The organism is Streptomyces sp. NPDC058620 (assembly GCF_042717135.1).
Lineage (GTDB): Bacteria > Actinomycetota > Actinomycetes > Streptomycetales > Streptomycetaceae > Streptomyces.
Genome location: NZ_JBHXQO010000085.1, coordinates 1 through 20,034 on the forward strand (window position 1 = coordinate 1; position 20,034 = coordinate 20,034).

Below are 20,034 nucleotides of genomic sequence, written 5' to 3' on the forward strand. Positions count from 1 at the left end.
GGCGGGGAGCTGACACCCGCCCGGGCCCGGCAATCGGGGCCGTCACCGTCCGCCGGCCCCGCCGTCCGCCTCGTGACCGTCCTGCTCGGTCTGCGCCAGGAGCCGCTGGGCCTTCCGCTGAAGGCGCAGTCGGTGCTCGGGGTCGGTCGTGCGCTCAGCGGCCTGACTCAACTCGCTTGCCTTCTGGCGCAGGTGCTGGGCACGGCCCGAGGGTCCGGATATGGCGCTCATGATCACTCCTGGGTTCATGGAGAGCGGACAGTGCCAGGGAACCAGCCTCCTGCCGGGACTGCACCCCGTGATGTCACGTTCCGTAATCGGGTGTGTTCACGGCCACTCTTCGTCGCCCTGTACCGGCGAAGGACCGGTGGCCGACGTGACGCAGAAGACGGCGCCGCCGGGGTCGCGGAGCGTGGCCCCGTCCTCATGGGCCGAGATCCGGCGTTCGAGGACCAGGCCGCCGTGCCGGACCGCGGTCTTCAGCGCCACCTCCACGTCCCGCACGGGGAAGTGCACGTTCCAGCGCGGTCCGCACCCGGGGAAGGTCAGTCCGTCCTCGGCGCCAGCCGTGATGAGGGCAGCGACACGGCCGTCGTCACGGAGCACCACGTCGTCGTGCTCGTAACCGACTTCGCAGAAGCCCGGACGCTCCGAGGCCCAGTCGAGGATCTCTCCGTAGAAGAGCGCCGCCTCGAACGGTTTGGGGGTCGTCAGGTCCAGCCACCAGGGGCGGTGCTCCCGCCAGGCCTGCCAGTCCGCCACGAGGCGCCCCTGCCACACTCCGAAACGCGCGCCGTCGCGATCGGCGGCGACCGCCGCCCGGCCGATCGGGAAGTCGATGGGCCCGACCGCGAGCGTGCCCATGCGCTCCCTGATCCGCGCGGCGGCCACATCGGCGTCGGGAACGGCGAAGTAGGGAGTCCAGTCGTTCGCGATGTGCAGGACGTCCGTGAGTTCCGCCAGACCGGCCGTCGGTACGCCGTCGTAGAGGGCCACACTGAATTCGTCGCCCAGGTCCGTTCCGCGGAACGTCCACCCCAGTACGGCCCCGTAGAACTCCTGCGACGAGGCCAGGCTGCGCGTGGCGAGACTGGCCCAGCACGGCGCGCCGAGCCCCGAGGCGTCTGTCGTGGACCTCTGCAGCGGAGACCTCCGCCGCGGAGTCTCCTGTGGATGCGAGCCGATCACGGTGCGTACACCTCCAGAGCGGACCGGCGCGGCCCTTGCCCGGCCCTCACGGGCGCCCTGGGTGCGGCCGTGTTGCCACATCGCGGACGCCGGTCGGCGCGTGCCTGGCAGTCGCACGGTGCGACGCCGCCGCCGTCTGGACTCCTGCCATGGACTTGTGCGTACGTGTCCGGCCGATGCCCCGCACGGCATGCGCGAAGCGCGGCCGGTCCTCGCCGACCATGCTGCCCGAAGGCACGGTGGCGGGCCACTCGTGCGCCCTGTCCCCACCGTCGCATCCCGGGTGGCTCACGAGATGGCCGCCGCCGGCCTGGTCTCTCAGCCGGTGTGTTCGCTCTCCGCGGCTTCGACCTGGTGCAGTGTGCGCCCCGTACGGGCCGACCGCGCGTGGTACGGGTTGGGGGTGCCGGGTCTGTCGTGGACCGCCTGGTTGTCGTTCGCCTTGATCAGCAGCCATGCCACCTGGCTCGGCCCCGGCGCCTCGTCCCCGACCCGGAAGCGGGTGAGGGCGAATTCGCCGTGGAGTTTGGCACCGTCGAGCCAGAAGGTCGCGTGACCGCGCTCCAGGGCCTCCTCGAACGACACGGGCGTGCCCTGTTCGTCATGGCTGAGCGGCCGGTAGGTGCCCTGGTCCCAGACGATGACGGTGCCACCGCCCTGTTCGCCCTCCGGGATGACGCCCTCGAACTCGCGGTACTCCAGGGGATGGTCCTGCGTCGGTACGGCCAGCCGCTTGTCCTGCGGATTGTCCGAGGGGCCCCGGGGCACCGCCCAGGACTTCAGTACGCCGTCGACCTCCAGCCGGAAGTCGAAGTGCATGCGGCGCGCGTCGTGGATCTGCACCACGAACCGGGGAGCACCACCGCTTGTGCCGTTCCCGTGCTGCTCCGGACCCGCTCCGGCCCGCCGTTCGTCGTCGGTGTTCACGCCAGGTCCTCCCGCCCGCAGCCCCTCCTTCCACTGTGCGGCCCCCCGCGGTGGACCGCACGGTGGTGAGCCGGTGGCCGGCGGGCTCCGTATCAGTCGGTGTGCTCCGCGAGCACCGCGTCGGCCCCGGCCCGGGTGGGGTGCCACCAGGTGGTGACGGGTTCCCAGACGCGGATTCCGTCCGGCGCCCCGAGGGAAGCGGCGTCGAACGTCCGCCCGTGGTGCGCGGGATGCCCGGCGACGGTCACCCCGTCCACCCGCCGCAGTTCCGTCGAAGCGGGGTCCAGCGTGCGTACGGCCGCGTACGCGGAGTGGCCCGCGGCCAGCCGGTACGGCGCGCTCCCGGTCTCGGGCACCGGCAGCGCCGGGCCGTCCAGGTCACCGAAGACCACGGTGGGGACCCGGTCGACGACACAGGGGCGAGGGCCCTGGTTGGTGACGCTGATCCGCACCACGTCCGCGACGTCGGGCGAAGCGGCGGCGGCCACCTCGACGGCACGCTCCGCGCAGACGGCGGGTCCGGGGGCCGCGGCGGCAGGAGCGCCGGACGCGGCAAGCAGGGCGAGGACGGCCGCGGACGAAGCGGCGAGAGCAGGACGGATACGCATCAGAATCCCCGTTCATGGGCGTGGGCATCGGTGCACGCGGCGGACGGAGCCGGACGAGCGGGCCCCGGGGCGGCGCACGCCCGACCAGCATCCACCGCGGACCGGCGGTCTGCCTCCTACGACGCGCTTGCCCGGCCATCGGTTGTGGCGCGTGTGCCAGCCGGGCCGAGCCGGGCCTCAGTCGTCCTCGTGCTTCTTGTCCTTCTCCTGGTCCTTGTGCCCCTGCCCGTCGCCCTGCTCCTCGTCCCCGGGGGAGCCCTCCTGCGGGGCGGCCTCCGACGGTGCGGTGTCCCGCGCCGGCGCGTCCTCGGCCGGCGTCACGGGCCCCGTCGTCCCCGTGGGGTCGGTGGCCGGTGTCTCGGCGGAGCTGGGGTCCGGGGCGAACAGGACCATCCCCAGGTACACGGCGGCGATGAAGGCGGCCGTCCCCGCGATGGCACTGGCCACCCGCGGCCGACGCCGGATCGCTTCACGGGTGCTGCGCCTGCGGGCGGGCGCCGGGGCCCGTCTTCGGCCGGTTGCCTGCGGCAGCCGGTACGTCGTGGGGCCCGCGGCCCCGCCCGCCGTGTCCGGGCCGGACCGCCGCGCACCTGCGGACATCGGTGAGGTGTGCGGGCCGCGGGCCGGGGGAGCCGCCGACGCGCGCACCGGACCGGCGGGGGTGACGTGCGGGGGCAACGGCTCCGGGCGCCCGCGCCAGGCGTCGGTGCGGAACCAGTCGGACACCTGCTGCGCGCCGGGCCGGGCCTCGGGCTGCTTGGCGAGCAGGCTCAGCAGATACGCGTCGAACGCGGGGGAGATGTCGACGCCCCGCTGCCGCAGCGGCACGGGAGGGGTGTCCACATGCTGATAGAGCGTCGCGGTCGCCGTATCGGAACGGAACGGCGGGTGACCGACCAGGAGTTGATAGATCACACAGCCCAGGGAGTACATGTCCGACGCCGAGTCGGCCGTGCGGCCGAGCGCGCGCTCGGGGGCCAGATAGAGACTCGTGCCCACGATCTGTCCGGCGGTGGTCAGCGCCGTGGCGGGATCGTCGACGAACTGGGCTATCCCGAAGTCGCCTATCTTCACCGACCCTTCGGCATCCAGCATCAGGTTCCCGGGCTTGATGTCGCGGTGCACGACGCCCTGCCGGTGGGCCGCGGCCAGCCCCGCGGCCGCCTCGCCCGCGATCCGGGCCACCTGCTCCGGATGCACCGTCTCCTGGGCCGCGAGCAGATCGCTGAGACTCCTGCCCTCGACCAGTTCCATCACGAGGTAGAACCGGTCCTCCCACGCCCCGAAGTCGAACACCGCCACGAGGTGAGGGTGGCTCAGCCGGGCGGCGGTCTGCGCCTCCAGCCGGAAGCGGGCGGCCGATGACGCGTCGTCACCGTCGCCCAGCAACAGCTTCACGGCGACGGCACGGCCGAGGACTTCGTCCGTCGCGCGCCACACCTCGCCCATGCCGCCGCGGCCGATAGGGGATATCAACCGGTACCGACCTGCTACCAGCACCTGTGCACCAATCTCGAACTGTGGCCCGCTTCGACAGCCGCGGAGGCGACCTCATCGGGCTCATCAGGAACGGGATGAGGAAGGGGTGCGCGGCCGGGTCAGGATATCGGCCTGCGGGACCGCAGTTGGCACCGGTGACCTGCTGCGTCGGCCGGCCGTGCTGGTGGAGGCGGCAATCAGCCAATCGGCGCGGTGACTCCTGGGCCACCCGCCCGGAGGAGCCAGTCGTACGCGGCCTGTGCCGTGAACCCGCGCTGCCCGCCGGCGAAGAGCAGATCCGCCGCCAGGAACGCCGGATCGCCCGCCGTCCCCGTCACATAGGGGATCGCGAGGCAGCGCATCCCCGCCGCGCGCGCCGCCGCAGCGCCGGGCGGGGCGTCCTCCAGCACCACACATTCGGCCGGTTCCGCTCCCATGCGCCGCGCGGTCTCCAGGAAGACATCGGGCTCCGGCTTGCCGTGCGGCACCTCCTCCGCGGACACGTACAGGGAGATGTACGCGTCGAGGCCGGTGACGGCGAGCACCGCTCCGATCGCCGCCCGGGAGGAACCCGAGGCCACCGCCATCGGGACGCCCGCTCCGTGCAGGCGTTCCACGAGTTTCCGCATCTCGGGGAAGACCTCGGTGGAGGAGCCGGCCAGTTCGAGATAGAGGGCGTTCTTTCCGGCCAGCAGTTCGTCCACCGGTGCCTCGATCCCGTACTCGGCTCGCAGCGCGGTCAGCGTCTCACGGGTGCCGATCCCGATGAAGCGGGTGTGGTACTCCCAGCTGAAATCCGTCACGCCGTACCGGGCGAGGAGGCGGCGGCCCGCCTCGTAGTAGTTCGGCTCGCTGTCCACGAGGGTGCCGTCGAGATCGAAGACGACGTGGGGGACCGGGACCTGGGTACGCGGTGAATGCATGGCCCCCAGCATGCCGGGCGGGTGATCAGTCCGCGCCGCCGGCCGTCCGACCCACCGCTTCGACCAGGGGCAGCACCCGGTGCGCCACCCGCTCGCGCAGCGCCACCTCCGTCCGGGTCCTGACCACGCCGGGGAGCTGGATCAGCTGCTGGATCACATCCTCCAGATGCCCGTTGTCGCGGGCGACGACCCGGGTCAGCAGGTCGCCGCCGCCGGTCGTCGAGAACGCCTCGATGATCTCCGGGACGGCGGAGAGCGCCTCGCCCACCTCGTCCAGGTGCCCCTGGGTGACCTCCAGGTGCACGAAGGCGAGCACCGGGTGGCCGAGGGCGGCGGGGGAGAGCGCGGGGCCCGTACCGGTGATCACGCCGTCCCGCTCCAGGCGGTCGATCCGGGCCTGGAGCGTCCCGCGGGCGATCCCCAGAACGCGCGCGTACTCCCGCGCGCTGGTGCGCGGCTGCTCGATCAGCAGGCGCAGGATGCGGGTGTCGAGAGAATCCACCGCCATGGTCCGTTGGCCCCCTTCTGGCCCGGCGAAACGTGCTTCGACTGTACCAATGGCACAGCACGCGCTCGTCGAGTTGAGCCACTGTCCCGCAGGGTGCTTTCCTTGACTCATCCATGGCGCTGCGCAGCCCCGGACGGCGACGATGCCGCTTCCGGTTACGCGGCGCCTTTGCCGTTCACAAGAGGGTGTCTCTCAAGTCGAAGGGGGCGGTCCGACCGTCGTGAAGAGGATGTTCGTGGCCCCTGATCCGGGGCTCCTGCGACTGAGGGTCTCGCTGCGTGCCGTGCTCGGTATCGGTCTGGCGGTGGCCGCGGCCGAACTGGCCGGCCTGTCCCTGACCGCGTCCATCACCGGAGGACTCGCCGCACTCCTCGCGCTGTTCACCGTCGGTGACGCGACGGTCCGCAGGCAGGCGGTCACCACCCTGCTGCTGCCTGCCGTCGGGTTTCCCGTCCTCGCCCTGGCCAGCACCCTGCACGGGCAGCCGCTGCTGCGGTCCGTCAGCTGGCTCGCCGTCGTCTTCGCCGGGGTGTACGCACGACGCTGGGGCCCGCGCGGCCACGCGCTCGGCATCTTCGGCTTCATGATGTTCTTCAGCACCCAGTTCCTGCACGCCGTCCCGGGCCAGCTCCCCGAGCTGTACGGCGCGGTCGCCCTGGCCGTGGCAGCGTCCTGCGCCGTACGGTTCGGCGCCTGGTGCATCGAACGGCGTACCCCGCCGCCCGCCCAGCCCGCCCCGCTCACCGGCCGGGGTCTCGCCAGGCCGACCACCCGCCAGGCGCTCCAGGCCACGGCGGCCTGCGCGATCGCGCTCGCCGTCGGTCTGCTGCTCTCCCCGGACCGCTGGTACTGGGCCGTCGGCACCGCATGGTGGATCTTCGTCAACACCGCCTCGCGCGGCGAGACCCTCGTACGCGGCTTCCGCCGGGTCGTCGGCACCGTCGCCGGGATCGCCGTCGGTCTGGTCGTCGCCGTACCGCTGCACGGCGCCGTCGGACCGACCGCTGTCCTCGTCGCCGTCTGCGTCTTCGGCATCTTCTACACGGCCGCCCCGTCATACAGCTGGATGACCTTCTTCGTCACCGTGATGGCCGGTCTGCTGTACGGGCTCCTCGGCGTTCTGCACCCGGGCCTGCTCTGGCTGCGTTTCGAGGAGACGGCCGCGGGCGCGCTCGGCGCGGTGATCGGGGTCGCCCTGATTCTCCCCGTCACCACGCACGCCACGACCGAGGCGTGGGTCCAGCGGGCCCTGCACTGCGTGCACCGCTGCACCGGCGTCGCCGCGATGCGGCTGGCCGGTGACGAGCGGGCCGACCCGGCGCCGCTCGCCGCCGAACTGGAACTCCTGCTCGGCCGGGCCAGGCTGTCACTGGCCCCGCTCGTGCATCCCGTCAGCCCGCTCCGGGCCCGCAAGGCGCGCGCCCGCCAGGTGATGGAGCTGCTCGACGCCTGTGCCCGCGAAGTGCGCGGTCTCGCCACGGTGGCCGCCGATCCGGACGCCTCCCACGACGCGCGGCTCACCGCGGCCTGCCACCGGGTCGAGGCGGCGGTGCTCGCCCTGGCGCCGCCCGGACAGGCTCTGACGGACCGGCTGGCCGTCCCCGAGCAGGCCCCGCACCACCACCCCGGTGCGGAGGCGGCACTCGCCCATCTCCATGCCCTGGAGCGGGTGCTCGCCGATCTCGCCGCGCCCCTGCGGACCTCGCCTCGGGCCCCGCTCAGCACGGCCTGACCGGCGCGGCCCGCGTGCCGCGCCGGTCGCCCCTGATTGGTCTGGACCAGAATGCGCTGCCTGCTACCGTCGGCCCGAAGATCGGGACAGACGGTGAAGAGGGGTAGCGCGATGAGCGGGAACAGCGCCGGACGGGCGTTCATTGGGTCGTTCACCTCGGCGGGCGGGCAGGGGATCACCGCCGCCGCCGTGGACCGGGACACGGGTGCGCTGACGGTGCTCGGTGCCACCGACGCCGTCCCCGACCCGTCGTACCTGGTGAGCGGCCTCGGGCCGGGCGGAACGGTTCTCTACGCGGTCAGTGAGACCTCGCAGGGGGCGGCCGCCGCCTTCGACGTGACGGGCGACGTGCCGCGCCTCCTGGGCGCCCTCCAGGCCGTGCGCGGGGACAGTCCCACGCACCTCACGCTCGCCGCCGGTCACGTCGTCACGGCGAACTACGGCTCCGGCAGCGTCACCGTGCTTCCCGTGCTGGCCGACGGCTCGCTCGGGGCCGCTGAATCGGTCCTCCAGCACGAGGGCAGTGGGCCGGACGCCTCCCGCCAGGCGGCCCCGCACGCCCACGAGGTACTGCCCGACCCCTCGGGGCAGTGGCTGCTGAGCGTGGACCTCGGCACCGATTCCGTACGCGTCTGCGCCGTCGACCCGGCGACGGGAGAGCTGCGCCTGCATGGCGAGACGGCGCTGAGTCCGGGTACGGGGCCGCGCCACCTGGCCTTCCACCCCGCGGGCCGCTTCGCCTACGTCGTCGGAGAACTCGAACCGACCCTCACCGTGTGCACCTGGGACGCGGCCTCCGGCGTCCTCGAACCGGTCGCCGTCACGGCCGTGCTGCCCGAAAGCGTGATCGCCGAGGCCGAGGTGCGTACGTACCCGTCCGAGGTGGTCGTCTCGCACCACGGGCGGTTCCTGTGGGTCGCGAACCGGGGGCACGACAGCATCTCGGTCCTGACCCTGGACGTGACCGGCGAGAAGGTGGCCCTGGCCGCGACCGTCGGCTGCGGGGGGCACTGGCCGCGTGACCTGGCCCTCGACCCCTCGGGGCAGTGGCTGTACGCGGCCAATGAGCGCTCCGGGAACGTCGCCTGGTTCGCCGTGGACGCCGCGACGGGCATCCCCCGCCCCGCGGGCTCGCTGGACGTCCCCGCGCCCTCCTGCGTGGCCTTCGCCTGACACCCCGGAGGCGAAAACGGCCGGTGCGGTACGGACCCGGGGTTTCCCGGGTCCGTACCGCACCGGCCGACGTGCGGTGGTTGATCAGTGCGCCTGCGCGCCCTGCGGCGTCGCGGGGGTGATGCCGAGCGCCGTCGCGTACAGCGACAGCACCAGCTTGCCGATGGCCGGATACGCGCCGAGCGGCTCGGCCATCGCGCAGCCCGCCTCCTTCGCGGCGGCGTCCAGGAGGCTCGCGTCGATCTCCGGGCCCACCAGATACGGCGCGAGTGCCAGCTGGGCCGAACCGGAGTTCTGCAGCTGCTCCGCGATCGAGGCGACCGAACCCTCCACGTCGAGCGCGGCGGCCATCACCGGCACCGCGAGACGGGCGGCCAGCAGCATGCCGGTGATCCCGGCGGCCTGCACGGCCTCGTCACCGCCCACGGTGGCCAGCACGATGCCGTCCGCCGCAGTGGCCACGGTGAACAGCCTGGCGCGGTCGGCGCGCGCCAGCCCTGCCTCCGAGAGGCGCACGTGCAGCGCCTCGGCGAGCAGCGGGTGCGGGCCGAGCACATCGGTCAGCTCGACCTGGGTGCCGCTGTCCATCACGGCCTGCCGTATCCGCCGCATGAGGGCGTTGTCCGGCCCCGCGAGGAGCGGCACCACGACGGCGGAAGGCCCCTCGGGGGCGGCGACCTCGCGGCCGAAGGCGATGGCCTGTTCGTAACGCGCCACACGCTCGGCGGCGGCGTGGGCGAGTACGGAGGAAAGCGCGGGGTACTCGGCCTCGTCACCGTCGAGATATCCGATCCGGGCATTGAGGCCGGGGAGTTCGGAACGGGCGATGCTGATCACCTCTTCGGCCAGGCTGCGCGTGGCCGAAGAGGGGGTACCGGGAACGGCGAGAACGAGCGCGGCAGCGCCCTCGGGTGCGACCACGGGCTCCGGGCGGCGGTGCCGTCCGGACTGGCGAGGTCGCGGCATTCGTACAGGCAGGCCGGAAGCGGGCCCAGTGGGGGTGCTCATGGCGCCGCATGCTACTGGTTTTGGGTGCTCCTCTGTTCGGGGAGGGCCCAGTCAGGCGTTATCTGTCCACTAATGTCCGTTGAGTCGCATAGCGGTCAACTGCCCCGCTCTGTCGGCTGCAAAGCCTTCCCGAATGACTGCTCGTATCCCTAATCGGCACCCGGTCGACGCCCTTGTCCGGACCCGGTCGCGTCCTGCGCGGCAGTGGACGGTGCCCGGTCCGGCACGAACAGCAAAGTCGGATGGAGCGGCAGTCGAAGACCGGCGGTGGCGAGTGCCCGGGCGATCCGGAGGGAACCGCTGAGCGGATCGCCCGCGGCGGGTACCACCACCGCCTGCGGCACCTGCCGCGCGAGCTCTTCGCGCAGGGGGGCGAGGAGGGGGTCACCCATCTGGAACAAGCCACCCGTCAGGGCCACTTCGCGCTGCCCGGCACCCTCGGGACCGGCCTCCGGACACACCGCCGCGGCCGTCTCGGCGATATGGGCCGCGGCCTCCCGCAGGATGCCCGCGGCGACCGGATCGTCGGCGGCGCACGCCGCGACCTCGGGGGCGAAGGACGCGAGCAGGGCCGGCCGGTCGGTGCGCGGATAGAGCAGGCCCGGCAGGTCCGTTGCCGGACCGAAGACGGCCACCAGCCGGGCGAGCAGGGCGGCGGACCCGCCGCGCCGTCCGTCGTGGGCGCGCATCGCCGCTTCGAGCCCGGCCCGGCCGATCCAGGCCCCGCCGCCGCAGTCACCCAGAAGGTGACCCCAGCCGTCGGCCCTGCGCCACTCGGACAGGTCCGTACCGAGCGCGATCATGCCCGTACCGCCCGCGACCACGGCGCCCGCCCGCTGGCCGAGCGCGCCCGCGTACGCGGTCACCGCGTCGGCGGCCAGCGCCAGTCGCCGTACACCCAGTTCGGCCGCGAGCGCGTCCGGCAGCTCCGCGCGCAGCCGCTCACCGAGCGTCGCCATCCCGGCGGCACCGATCGCGAGAGCGGCGATGCCGAAAAGGCCGACGGAGGAGTCCGCGGGGGAGCCGGCAGGGGGCTCCGCACCGCCCGCGTGCCCCTCCGTCGCCCGGTCGAGCAGTCCGCGGACGGCGGGCAGGAGCTGCGTCAGCAGATGGTCCGCGTCGATACCGCCGGGACCCGTCCGCACCGGTTCGGAACAGACCGCCGTCGATACGGGCCGCTTCTCGTCGACCGTCCCGAGCGCCACCCGCAACCCCGAACCGCCGGAGTCCACGCCGATGACGAACCGGTCCGGGGGAGCGGTCACGGCAGTCGCCAGTCGACCGGCTGCGCACCCTGGCGCTCCAGCAGCTCATTGGTCCGGCTGAACGGCCGTGAGCCGAAGAAGCCCCGGTCCGCGGACATGGGGGAGGGGTGCGAGGACTCGATCGCCGGGTAGTCGCCCAGCAGGGGGCGCAGGTTGCGGGCGTCGCGCCCCCACAGGACCGACACCAGTGGCGTGCCCCGGGCCACGAGTGCGCGGATGGCCTGCTCCGTGACGTCTTCCCAGCCCTTGCCGCGATGGGCCGCAGGCCGCCGGGGTGCGGTGGTCAGCGCCCTGTTGAGCAGTAGCACCCCCTGCCGCGTCCACGGTGTCAGGTCGCCGTTGGACGGCCGGGGGAGCCCCAGATCCGCGTGCAGTTCCCGGAAGATGTTCTCCAGGCTGCCCGGCAGCGGACTGACGTCGGGGGCCACGGCGAAGCTGAGACCGATCGCGTGGCCCGGCGTGGGATACGGGTCCTGACCGACGATCAGGACCCGCACCTCTTCGAACGGCTGCTGGAATGCCCGCAGGACATGGGACCCCGCAGGCAGGTAGGTGCGCCCCGCGGCGATCTCGGCACGCAGGAAGTCGCCCATCGCGGCGACGCGTTCGGCCACGGGCTCAAGGGCTTGCGCCCACCCCGGCTCGACGATTTCTTTCAACGGTCGTGCTGCCACGGGCCGCACTCTACTGGTGATACGACCACGCTGATCAACTGACCTGTGAGGGCGCCAACATCCGCCATACCGTTCGGCGGGTACCGGCCGGTCAGCCGATCACTGCCGCCCGTACGCACAGCACGTCCGGCAGATGGGAGAAGAGCTGCTGCCAGGTGTCGCCGTCGTCGGCGCTCGCGAACACCTCGCCGTTGCGATTGCCGAAGTAGACACCCGCGGGGTCGGCGTCGTCCGTGCAGAGCGCGTCGCGCAGGACCGTGCCGTAGTGCGCCCCCTGCGGAAGGCCCTCGGAAAGAGGCTCCCAGGTCCGGCCGGCATCGCTCGTACGGAACACCCGGCAGCGGCGCCCGGCCGGGACGCGGTCGGCGTCGGCGTTGATCGGGAAGATGTAGGCCGTCTCGCCGCGGTGCGGGTGCGCGGCGGCGGCGAATCCGAAGTCGGAGGGCAGCCCCGCGCCGATGTCCGTCCACGAGTCCCCGGAGTCGTCGCTGCGGAAGACCCCCCAGTGGTTCTGGAGATAGAGCCGGTCCGGATCGGCCGCGTCCCGCGTCACCTTGTGGACGCACTGGCCGAACTCCGGGTTCGGGTCGGGCAGGAAGACCGCCGACACGCCCTTGTTCGAAGGGGCCCAGCTCGCGCCGCCGTCCTTCGTCCGGAACACGCCCGCCGTGGAGACCGCGACCGTGATCGCCCGGGGGTCCCTCGGGTCGGTGAGAATGGTGTGCAGACCCTCGCCGCCGCCGCCGGGCACCCACTTCGAGCGGGTCGGGTGCTCCCACAGCGGGCGGACCAGCTCGAAGGACTCGCCGCCGTCCTCCGAGCGGAACAGGGCCGCCGGCTCCGTGCCCGCGTAGACCACGTCCGGCGCCTCCGGCCCGGCCGGATGGAGCTGCCAGACCCTCTCCAGCGACGCCTCGGTGAACTGCGGGAACTTCACCGCCGGTTGCTTCGGTTCGACCCAGGTGGCCCCCAGATCGTCGGAGTGGAAGACCGAGGGGCCCCAGTGGGCACTGTCGCCACCGACGAGCAGCCGGGGAGTCTCCCGGCGGGTGTCGACGGCGATCGAGTAGATCGCCTGGGCGTTGAAGTGCGGGCCGTCGAACTCCCAGGTGCCGCCGCGCCTGCGGCCGATGAAGAGCCCTTTGCGGGTGCCTACGGTGAGCAGTACATCGGTCATGTCAGAGACCTTCCCGAAACGCCGTTGAGCCGGATACGGGCCAGTCTGCACCCGGCCACTGACAGTGGCGCGCAGAGCCGGTGTTGCCGCAGGTCGAAGCGGCGATGGCAGGACCCCGGAGCCGTGCGCGTGCAGGTGCTCTTGATCCTGTCCGGGCCGCGCGCCGGCGTCATCGCGGGAAAGCGCTTACCGGGCCGGGCGCAGAGACCGAGGAGCTCCTGTGGTGACTTCCCAAGGACTGCCGGGCGCCGTGGCCGTCTCCCACCCGCGGGTTACGACTGGCCCGCCGAGGACGGACTGTGCGGTGGCACCCCGCACCCGGCCGCTCTGGTCCGCCCCAGCGGCCGTCTGGACGTCTGCCCGGGCTGACGGCCGCGGCGGTACGCACGGGAGTCCGCCCCGTCATGGTTCCCGCAGGTCACGGCTAAGGTCGTGAGCCGGACGAGGAGGCGGAAGTCATGAGCATCGAGATCGACGACACCGAGGGGCGCCGAGTGCCCGTCGAGGTGACCCCTGGCGAGCTCCAGGTGGGCATCCGGTTCTCCGCCCGGCCGGAGGGGCTCTCCTGGTCCTGCACTCCGGCGGCGGCCCGTGAGCTGGCCGCCGCGCTCGTGCGGGCCGCCGAGGAGGCGGAGCGGGTGTCGTCGGCGGAGCCGGTCACCGTCACGGCGAGCGAGCTGCGCCGGGGCGACGTGCGGGACGGGGACCGGGTCATGACGGTCGAGAGCGTCAGGAACGACGGGTCCACCGCTCATGTGACCTGGAAGTCGGCCGCCGGGCGGAGCTGGACCCAGGCATACGGGGCCGACGCCGCCATCACACTCCGGTACCGCGTGCGGGCAGGGGACTGAGCGGGCAGAGGGCCGAGCGGCCAGGGCGTCGCGGGAGCGCGCGGGAACCCTGTTGTACGAGAGGTTTCGTAATTCGACGATCGTCGTAGTACGGTATCTCTCGTACAAGGCGCGGCGTCGATCCGCCGCGTCCGCCGTGCCCGTCGCATCAGGTGAAACGGAGTCTGTCGTGAGCGCCCTTTTCGAGCCCTACGTCCTGCGATCGCTGACCATTCCCAACCGCATCTGGATGGCGCCCATGTGCCAGTACAGCGCGGAGGTCTTCGGGCCGAACGCGGGCGTCGCCAACGACTGGCACTTCGCCCACTACGCGGCCCGCGCCGCCGGCGGCACCGGCCTCATCCTGGTGGAGGCCACCGCGGTCGGCCCTGAGGGCCGGATCAGCCCCGCGGACCTGGGCCTCTGGAACGACACGCAGGCCGACGCGTTCCGCCGCATCACGGCCTTTCTCGCCGGCCAGGGCACCATCCCGGGCATCCAGCTCGCGCACGCCGGACGCAAGGCGTCCACCGAGCGTCCCTGGCGCGGCGGCGGCCCGATCGAAGCCGGTGCGCCGGACGGCGAGGGCTGGCTGCCGGTCGCTCCCAGCCCCGTGGCGTACGACGACGACCGCCCGGCTCCCCGAGAGCTGACCGTGGACGAGATCGGTGAGATCGTCGAGCAGTTCGCGGACGCCGCCCGGCGCGCGCTGGCGGCGGGCTTCCAGGTCGCGGAGATCCACGGCGCGCACGGATATCTGATCGGCGAGTTCCTCTCCCCGCACAGCAACCGCCGCAGCGATGCCTACGGCGGCTCCTTCGAGAACCGCACCCGCTTCGCCCTGGAGGTCGTCGACGCGGTGCGCGCGGTGTGGCCCGAGGAGCTTCCGCTGTTCTTCCGCATCTCCGCCACCGACTGGCTCACGGAGAACGCCGACGACGGGCGGGAGGGCTGGACGGCCGACGAAACGGTCCGCCTCGCGCACGAGCTGCGGGCGCACGGAGTCGACCTGCTCGATGTCTCGACCGGCGGGCTCGCCCCCGGGGCGCGCATCCCCGTGGGCCCCGACTACCAGGTGCCGTTCGCCGAGCGGGTCCGCACCGAGACGGGCCTCCCCGTGGCCGCGGTCGGCCTGATCACCGACCCGGTCCAGGCCGAGAAGATCGTCGCCGACCACCGGGCGGACGCCGTGCTGCTCGGCCGGGAACTGCTGCGCAACCCCTACTTCGCGCGCGACGCCGCGCGCGACCTGGCCGGCGGCACGGTGCCGGTTCCCGAGCAGTACGGCTGGGCGGTCTGACCCGGCGCCCCACGCCCCACCTCACCGGGGGCCCTCTGTGGGTACGCTGATCGGCGATGTTCACTCCAGAGGGCCCCACTCTCCGCGAACTGGCCGTCCAGGCGCTCTCCTCCATCGAGCGCGGATACGACCTGCTCGCCCCGAAGTTCGACCTGACGCCCTACCGGACGCCGGACAGGGTGCTCGACGCCGTCACGCGGGCGCTACGGCCGCTCGGACCGTTCGACGCGGGGCTCGACGTCTGCTGCGGCACGGGGGCGGGCATGAGCGTCCTGCGGCAGGTGTGCGGCGAGCGGGTCACCGGTGTCGACTTCAGCGCGGGCATGCTGGCCGTCGGCCGGTCCGCCCTGGCCGACGAGGACGGGTCCCGAGCCGGTCCCGCGGTGCACTGGGTGCGGGCCGACGCGCTGGCCCTGCCCTTCGCGCCCGCCTTCGACGTGGCCCTCAGCCTCGGGGCGTTCGGCCACTTCCTGCCGAAGGAGCGGCCGGCCCTCTTCGCGCAGGTGTACGCCTCACTGCGGCCGGGCGGCAGGTTCGTCTTTCCGGTGGGCGCGCCGCCGGTGGTGGGCTCGCCGGCCTACTGGTCGCTCCTGGGCTTCGACCTGGCCATGCGGGTGCGGAACGCGCTCTGGCGGCCGACGTTCGTGATGTACTACCGGACCTTCCCGCTCCCCGATGTGCTCGACGACCTTGCCGCGGCCGGGTTCACCGTACGGCTGCTGCCGCTGTCGGAGCTGGGCAGCCGCCCGGACGGCAGCCCCCGGGCACGTCTGGTGGTGGCGACAAGGGAGTGACGGGAGCCGCGCGACGGAACGGCCCGTCTCCCGGACCCCGGAACTACGACGGTTCTCGTACAATGGAGCCCCCGGACGAGTGGAGCCACCGTGACCCCCGCAAGCGCCACCACCACCGACCTCGCGACGGCCGCCGGCTCCCGCGCGCTCGCCCACCCCGCCCGTGCGGAGATCCGGGTCGAAGGCGTCCTGCATGCCCTCGCCGATCCGGTACGGCTGCGCATCGTGCGGCAACTGGCGGGCACCGCCGACCACCTGGCGTGCTCCACCTTCGACCTGCCGGTGTCCAAGTCCACCACCACGCACCACTTCCGGGTGCTGCGCGAGAGCGGAGTCATCCACCAGACCTACCGGGGCACCGCCAAGGTGAGCGGCCTGCGGATGGACGACCTGGACGCGCTCTTCCCGGGACTGCTGGACGCCGTGCTCGCGGCCGCGGACCGGCAGGCGGAGCGCCTCGCGGGCTGACTCCCGCCCCGTGGGCCGCTGCGGGTTCCTCAGCGCCCGTCGTCCCGGGCCGCGTCCAGCAGACCGTTCCAGTCCGGGATCTTCACCTGCCCGCGGCCGAGCGACCGTCCGAGTGCGGCCTCGGCGCGCTCGATCGCCAGCCAGCCGTCCCATTCGACCGGCCGCACTCCCCAGCTCCGCAGGGTGCTCAGCGGATCGGCCGCCACGGACCGCCGCAGCAGGAGCGGAGCGTCATCGATCAGCGAGGCGACGGTCTCCTTGGCGCACGAGCGGTTCGATCCGATCACCCCGGTCGGCCCCCGCTTGATCCATCCCGCGACATACTCCCCGGGCGCCGGTGTCCCGTCCCTGAGCACCCGCCCGGCCATATGGGGCACCGTTCCGCGGGCGGCGTCGAAGGGCAGACCGGGCAGCGGCAGCCCCCGGTACCCGACGGCCCGCAGCACGAGCTGGGCCTCGATGTCCTCGTACGCGCCGGTGTCCCGTACGCCCCCGGCACCGTCCGGTTCCGTATGCGCGAACCGCACCCCGGCCACGCGCCCCGCGCGTTCCAGAAGCTCCGCCGGCCGCAGGAAGAACCGGAGGTGGATGCGGCGCAGCCGGTCCGCCCGGGCCGGCGCCGGGTCCGTCGCCCAGCCGCGCAGGACCTCCAGATTGCGCCGCACCACCGCGGGCGGCGCCGGCGTGCCCGGCCCGCCCGCCGGGGCCGCGTACGCCGGGTCGCGGGCCAGCTCCGCGGCGTCCACGAGCATCCGGGCCCGCGGCAGCGCGCCGAGCTCCCGCAGTTCCTTGGTGGTGAACCGGGCCTGCGAGGGACCGCGCCTGCCCGCGATGTGCACATCACGCACCAGGCTGCCCGCGAGCGCGCTCAGCGCGGCGGGCGGCACATCCGTCGACCTGAGCTCGTCCGCGCCGCGCGCGAGGATCCGGGCCACGTCGACCGCCACGTTTCCCACCCCGATCACCACGGCGGAGCGGGCGCGGAGCGCGAAGGCGTCGACGGCCGCATCCGGGTGCGCGCTGTACCAGGAGACGAACTGCGTGGCCGAGAAGCTGCCGGGCAGGTCCTCGCCCGGCACCGAGAGACCGCGGTCCGTCGCCGCGCCCACGCAGTACACGACCGCGTGATAGAGCTGCTTGAGCCGATCGGGTGAGAGTCCGCCGGCGCCGCCCACCTCGACATGGCCGACGAAGGTGATCCGCTCGTCCTCCAGAACGGCCCGGAGACTGTTCTGGAGGGACTTGATCTTCTCGTGGTCGGGCGCGACGCCGTAACGCACCAGCCCGTACGGCGTCGGCAGCCGGTCCAGGACGTGCACCCGCACGTCCGGCACCAGCGACTGCTGGACCAGGGCCTGGGCGGTATAGACCCCACTGGGACCCGAACCGATGACGGCGACACGGAGCACGGCGCACCTCTTCCCGCGGGCTGTTTCCAGCATCGCACCGCCGCACGGATCGGGGGAGGGGCGCGGGCCCGGCTTCTGCCGCCGCGTCCGTCACTTCAGGAGTGTGCGCGTCACTTCAGGAGCGTGCGCATCCGGTCGATCTCCACCGTCTGCTGGGCGACGACATCCGTCGCCATCTCCTCCACGGGCACGTCGTTGCCCTCGGAGAGCGCCTCGGTCGCCATGGTGACCGCTCCCTGGTGGTGGGTGATCATCAGCTTCAGGAAGAGCTCGTCGAAGTCCCTGCCGCGGGCGGCGCGCAACTCCTTCAGCTGTGCCTCCGTCGCCATGCCGGGCATCGTGGAGTGGTCGTGGGCCTGCTTGCGCTTGTCCCCACCGTTGTTTTTCAGCCAACCTTCCATCGCGGCGATTTCGGGCTTCTGACCTGATGCGATGCGATCCGCGAACCGCTTCACGGAGGAGGAACCCGCACGGTCGGCGACGAGATCAGTCATCACCAGAGCCTGCGTGTGGTGCTCGATCATCATCTGCGCGTAGCGGAAATCGGCGGAGTTGGGTGCCGGTACGCCGACCTCCTTACGGGCTTCCTCGGCGGACAGATGCCGGGCCGGTTCGCCCGGCTTTCCGGGCGCGACGACCGAAGGACCCTTGTCCGCCTTGGAGTTGGTGTCCTTGTCCCCGCCTCCCGAGTCGCAGGCTCCGAGGGCGAACGCGGCAGCGGCGACCGCTGCCGCGAGAGCGGTTCCGCGCATGCGTCTGGTCTGACGGCGGATCAACACGGCGACCTCCTGTGCCACATGGGTTTGGTGCACACCGTCCTAACACGCTTCCGCAGGGTGATGATCAGAAACTTTTATTACGTCTCTGTTGCCATCTGTTGATGTGCACATGGAAGGGACGATACTGCCGGGGTCCGTGAACCCGTTCAACTATGAACGGATACTAGGGAGGACACAGTGACCTCGTTGCACACCACCCGCGTGCGGCGCAGACGTCTGGGTGTGGCAGCAGCCGCGGCCGGGCTCTTCGCCACTCTGCTGACCGCCGGAACCGCCGTCGCGACGCCCGATCCCGGTGATGCCCCCACCACCCGCAAGGGCATCTCCGCCGGCCAGGAGGCCGAAGCCACGGCCGCGATACAGAGCGGCGAGATACCCGGCGTGGACGAGATCGTCCACAGCCCGAACATCAAGCACCTCGCCAACGTGCCGAAGGACGCCCTCAAGGGCACCAACTCGGACCTGGCGTTCCAGGGGAAGTACGCGTTCTCCGGCAACTACGACGGCTTCGTGATCTACGACATCAGCAAGCCGTCGTCCCCGAAGACCGTCGCGCAGGTCCTCTGCCCCGGATCGCAGAACGACATCACGGTCTCCGGCGACCTGCTCTTCCTGTCCACCGACTCCTCGCGCAGCGACGACTCGTGTGCGAGCACCTCTCAGCCCGCCACGGAGAAGTCCTCCTGGGAGGGCATGAAGATCTTCGACATCAGCGACAAGACCAACCCGAAGTACGTCGCCGCTGTCGAGACCGCGTGCGGTTCGCACACCCACACGCTGGTCCCCAAGCGTTCGAGCGTGTACGTGTACGTTTCCTCGTACTCGCCGAACGAGGCGTTCCCCGACTGCCAGCCGCCGCATGACGGAATCTCCGTCATCAAGGTGCCGCGCAGCGCCCCCGAAGAGGCCCGGATCGTGAACTTCCCGGTGCTCTTCCCGGACGGTGGGAACCCGGGCGCGCCGACCAACCCGGGCGTCTCCAAGACCACCGGCTGCCACGACATCACCGTGCTGCCCTCCAAGGACCTGGCCGCCGGAGCCTGCATGGGTGACGGTCTGCTGTTCTCCATCGAGGACCCGGAGAACCCGAAGATCATCGACCGCGTCCAGGACAACGTGAACTTCGCGTTCTGGCACTCGGCGACGTTCAACCAGGGTGCCAACAAGGTCGTCTTCACCGACGAGCTCGGCGGCGGCGGCGCGGCGACCTGCAACGAGGCGATCGGCCCGAAGCGCGGCGCCGACGGCATCTACGACATCGTCGGCCGCGGCGACCACCGCAAGCTGGTCTTCCGCAGCTACTTCAAGATCGACCGCCACCAGGCCGACGCCGAGGTCTGCGTCGCCCACAACGGTTCGATCATCCCCGTCAAGGGCCGCGACCTGATGGTCCAGGCGTGGTACCAGGGCGGCATCTCGGTGTGGGACTTCACCAACTCCGCCGCTCCGAAGGAGATCGCCTTCTTCGAGCGCGGTCCGGTCACCCTGGACAGGGTCACCACGGCCGGTCCGTGGTCCGCGTACTACTACAACGGCCACATCTACAGCAACGACATCGCCAAGGGCTTCGACGTGCTGAGGCTCGACGACCGGCGCACCGACCCGGCGAAGAAGGTGCGGATGTCCGAGCTCAACGTGCAGACGCAGCCGGACTACTTCGACCGCTAGGCCGTCGGCTCCACCGCACGGCACACGAGGTGTCCCGCCGGGCCGTACATGGCCCGGCGGAATGCCCGTCGATCGACGAGTACCACGGGGACACACCGTTCCCCTGAGCCGGCCGGACCCGCAC

20 protein-coding genes are annotated in these 20,034 nt (G+C 72.2%); 7 read left to right on the plus strand and 13 right to left on the minus strand.

What is annotated here, in order from left to right:
* Nucleotides 1–42 precede the first annotated feature (42 nt).
* The 7 genes from ACFWSK_RS35255 to ACFWSK_RS35285 all read right to left on the minus strand — a co-directional run bounded on the left by ACFWSK_RS35255 (nucleotide 43) and on the right by ACFWSK_RS35285 (nucleotide 5,633).
* Nucleotides 43–231 carry a DUF6381 family protein gene (locus ACFWSK_RS35255; RefSeq protein ID WP_383795542.1) on the minus strand — a complete coding sequence of 63 codons (189 nt, stop codon included), beginning with the start codon at nucleotides 229–231 and terminating at the stop codon, nucleotides 43–45.
* A gap of 96 nt (nucleotides 232–327) precedes the next feature.
* On the minus strand, nucleotides 328–1,188 hold the full coding sequence (locus ACFWSK_RS35260; RefSeq protein WP_383795545.1) for a VOC family protein: 861 nt from the start codon (nucleotides 1,186–1,188) through the stop codon (nucleotides 328–330).
* A 318-nt stretch (nucleotides 1,189–1,506) separates the two neighbouring features.
* Complete coding sequence (locus tag ACFWSK_RS35265; RefSeq protein ID WP_383795548.1) at nucleotides 1,507–2,115, minus strand: DNA polymerase ligase N-terminal domain-containing protein; 609 nt, start codon at nucleotides 2,113–2,115, stop codon at nucleotides 1,507–1,509.
* Nucleotides 2,116–2,207: 92 nt separating this feature from the next.
* Entirely contained in the window at nucleotides 2,208–2,723 is a 516-nt protein-coding gene (locus tag ACFWSK_RS35270; RefSeq protein WP_383795551.1) for a DUF4232 domain-containing protein, read from the minus strand.
* A 177-nt stretch (nucleotides 2,724–2,900) separates the two neighbouring features.
* Complete coding sequence (locus tag ACFWSK_RS35275; protein WP_383795589.1) at nucleotides 2,901–4,172, minus strand: protein kinase; 1,272 nt, start codon at nucleotides 4,170–4,172, stop codon at nucleotides 2,901–2,903.
* Between the two features lie 227 nt (nucleotides 4,173–4,399).
* Nucleotides 4,400–5,125: an HAD family hydrolase gene (locus ACFWSK_RS35280; protein WP_383795553.1), complete on the minus strand. Its 726-nt coding sequence runs from the start codon at nucleotides 5,123–5,125 to the stop codon at nucleotides 4,400–4,402.
* Between the two features lie 25 nt (nucleotides 5,126–5,150).
* Nucleotides 5,151–5,633 (minus strand): Lrp/AsnC family transcriptional regulator, encoded by a 483-nt coding sequence (locus ACFWSK_RS35285; RefSeq protein WP_383795555.1) that lies wholly within the window; start codon nucleotides 5,631–5,633, stop codon nucleotides 5,151–5,153.
* A gap of 229 nt (nucleotides 5,634–5,862) precedes the next feature.
* Here ACFWSK_RS35285 and ACFWSK_RS35290 point away from each other — a divergent pair, with 229 nt between their 5' ends.
* Both ACFWSK_RS35290 and ACFWSK_RS35295 read left to right on the plus strand, forming a co-directional pair.
* Complete coding sequence (locus tag ACFWSK_RS35290; RefSeq protein ID WP_383795592.1) at nucleotides 5,863–7,365, plus strand: FUSC family protein; 1,503 nt, start codon at nucleotides 5,863–5,865, stop codon at nucleotides 7,363–7,365.
* A gap of 111 nt (nucleotides 7,366–7,476) precedes the next feature.
* Nucleotides 7,477–8,538, plus strand: a complete 1,062-nt coding sequence (locus ACFWSK_RS35295) for a lactonase family protein (protein ID WP_383795558.1) — start codon at nucleotides 7,477–7,479, stop codon at nucleotides 8,536–8,538.
* A gap of 84 nt (nucleotides 8,539–8,622) precedes the next feature.
* Here ACFWSK_RS35295 and ACFWSK_RS35300 read toward each other — a convergent pair whose 3' ends face one another.
* The 4 genes from ACFWSK_RS35300 to ACFWSK_RS35315 all read right to left on the minus strand — a co-directional run bounded on the left by ACFWSK_RS35300 (nucleotide 8,623) and on the right by ACFWSK_RS35315 (nucleotide 12,662).
* The gene (locus ACFWSK_RS35300) at nucleotides 8,623–9,546 is read right to left on the minus strand and encodes a sirohydrochlorin chelatase (protein WP_383795560.1); all 924 of its coding nucleotides are present in this window, start codon (nucleotides 9,544–9,546) and stop codon (nucleotides 8,623–8,625) included.
* Between the two features lie 149 nt (nucleotides 9,547–9,695).
* The gene (locus ACFWSK_RS35305) at nucleotides 9,696–10,811 is read right to left on the minus strand and encodes an N-acetylglucosamine kinase (protein WP_383795563.1); all 1,116 of its coding nucleotides are present in this window, start codon (nucleotides 10,809–10,811) and stop codon (nucleotides 9,696–9,698) included.
* Nucleotides 10,808–11,485, minus strand: coding sequence for a uracil-DNA glycosylase (locus tag ACFWSK_RS35310; protein ID WP_383795565.1), 678 nt, complete (start codon nucleotides 11,483–11,485; stop codon nucleotides 10,808–10,810). The genes ACFWSK_RS35305 and ACFWSK_RS35310 overlap by 4 nt, the downstream gene beginning before the upstream one ends.
* A gap of 91 nt (nucleotides 11,486–11,576) precedes the next feature.
* A complete protein-coding gene (locus ACFWSK_RS35315; protein ID WP_383795567.1) occupies nucleotides 11,577–12,662 on the minus strand; it encodes a WD40/YVTN/BNR-like repeat-containing protein in 1,086 nt (361 codons plus the stop codon).
* Between the two features lie 458 nt (nucleotides 12,663–13,120).
* On the opposite strand from ACFWSK_RS35315, the gene ACFWSK_RS35320 reads away from it, so the two are divergent.
* The 4 genes from ACFWSK_RS35320 to ACFWSK_RS35335 all read left to right on the plus strand — a co-directional run bounded on the left by ACFWSK_RS35320 (nucleotide 13,121) and on the right by ACFWSK_RS35335 (nucleotide 16,054).
* Entirely contained in the window at nucleotides 13,121–13,513 is a 393-nt protein-coding gene (locus ACFWSK_RS35320) for a hypothetical protein (RefSeq protein WP_383795570.1), read from the plus strand.
* Between the two features lie 169 nt (nucleotides 13,514–13,682).
* Nucleotides 13,683–14,792, plus strand: coding sequence for an NADH:flavin oxidoreductase/NADH oxidase (locus tag ACFWSK_RS35325; protein ID WP_383795572.1), 1,110 nt, complete (start codon nucleotides 13,683–13,685; stop codon nucleotides 14,790–14,792).
* Nucleotides 14,793–14,848: 56 nt separating this feature from the next.
* Nucleotides 14,849–15,586 carry a class I SAM-dependent methyltransferase gene (locus ACFWSK_RS35330; protein WP_383795575.1) on the plus strand — a complete coding sequence of 246 codons (738 nt, stop codon included), beginning with the start codon at nucleotides 14,849–14,851 and terminating at the stop codon, nucleotides 15,584–15,586.
* A gap of 90 nt (nucleotides 15,587–15,676) precedes the next feature.
* Complete coding sequence (locus ACFWSK_RS35335) at nucleotides 15,677–16,054, plus strand: ArsR/SmtB family transcription factor (RefSeq protein WP_383795578.1); 378 nt, start codon at nucleotides 15,677–15,679, stop codon at nucleotides 16,052–16,054.
* Nucleotides 16,055–16,083: 29 nt separating this feature from the next.
* Here ACFWSK_RS35335 and ACFWSK_RS35340 read toward each other — a convergent pair whose 3' ends face one another.
* Together ACFWSK_RS35340 and ACFWSK_RS35345 are read right to left on the minus strand one after the other, a co-directional pair.
* Nucleotides 16,084–17,463, minus strand: coding sequence for an FAD-dependent oxidoreductase (locus ACFWSK_RS35340; protein ID WP_383795580.1), 1,380 nt, complete (start codon nucleotides 17,461–17,463; stop codon nucleotides 16,084–16,086).
* Between the two features lie 110 nt (nucleotides 17,464–17,573).
* Nucleotides 17,574–18,215, minus strand: a complete 642-nt coding sequence (locus ACFWSK_RS35345) for a DUF305 domain-containing protein (protein WP_383795583.1) — start codon at nucleotides 18,213–18,215, stop codon at nucleotides 17,574–17,576.
* 204 nt (nucleotides 18,216–18,419) lie between these two features.
* Between ACFWSK_RS35345 and ACFWSK_RS35350 the strand changes: the two genes are divergently transcribed.
* Nucleotides 18,420–19,910, plus strand: a complete 1,491-nt coding sequence (locus tag ACFWSK_RS35350; protein ID WP_383795586.1) for an LVIVD repeat-containing protein — start codon at nucleotides 18,420–18,422, stop codon at nucleotides 19,908–19,910.
* Nucleotides 19,911–20,034 lie beyond the last annotated feature (124 nt).